The organism is Streptomyces ochraceiscleroticus (assembly GCF_000720485.1).
Taxonomy (GTDB): domain Bacteria; phylum Actinomycetota; class Actinomycetes; order Streptomycetales; family Streptomycetaceae; genus Streptomyces; species Streptomyces ochraceiscleroticus.
The window spans coordinates 1-734 of sequence record NZ_JOAX01000072.1; the positions used below are offsets into that span (position 1 = coordinate 1).

Here is a 734-nt window from a genome sequence, read left to right on the forward strand (position 1 = left end):
GGTTGCGCTAGCCTGTGTTTCCCTGCTCAGGAGGGGTCGAGATGTCGGATCCGCACAAGCGGCTAGATGACGCGATGAACCAGCGCCGCCTGGAACTCGGGCTTCAGTGGCGCGACCTCGCCGCGGCGGCGGGTGTCTCGTACGAGGCCTTGCGTGCGATCCGTCGAGGCACCTCACGCCCTGCCGACCTCACAGCTCGCAGACTCGAAGAGGCGCTGCGGTGGGAGCCGGGCAGCGTACGGGCCGCGCTCGCCGGCAGCACGCCGATCGCGCGCGAGCCGGACCCGGAGAGTTCTCCCGCGCAGGATCCTGGGCTGCTTCCCGGCGAAGCGCTGAGGCTCGTCATCAGCGCTGCAGCCCAGAAGCTGGGATTGGGGGCGGATGATCTGGAAGACGTCTTTCAGGCTGTCCGTCGCGATCTCGCCGAGACCGAAGCGACCCAGGCAGCCAACCACGCTGACCCCGCGCCGTACGGGACTCCAGATCTCTCGGCCATGATGCTTGAAGCTCGGCTTGCGGCCGGCCTCAGCCTGGAGGATGTCGCGCGGCTCACCGCCGCCGCGCCCGGGACTCCCGCGGCGCTCGATGTGGGCTGGCTGGGCCGCCTAGAAGGGGCCGCCCTGGCTCCGGACGAGTTCCCCGAGTTTCCCCAGCTGGACGCTCTGGCGTACGCCCTGAATCTGGACCCGTCACGGGTACAGGAGGCAGCGGGCGTGCAGTTCATGAACGTGCAC

1 protein-coding gene is annotated in these 734 nt (G+C 69.2%); it reads left to right on the forward strand.

Annotation, left to right across the window (positions count from 1 at the left end):
• Positions 1 to 41: 41 nt before the first annotated feature.
• A partial coding sequence (locus tag IG84_RS39205; protein WP_211266565.1) for a helix-turn-helix domain-containing protein occupies positions 42 to 734 on the forward strand: 693 nt, incomplete at its 3' end.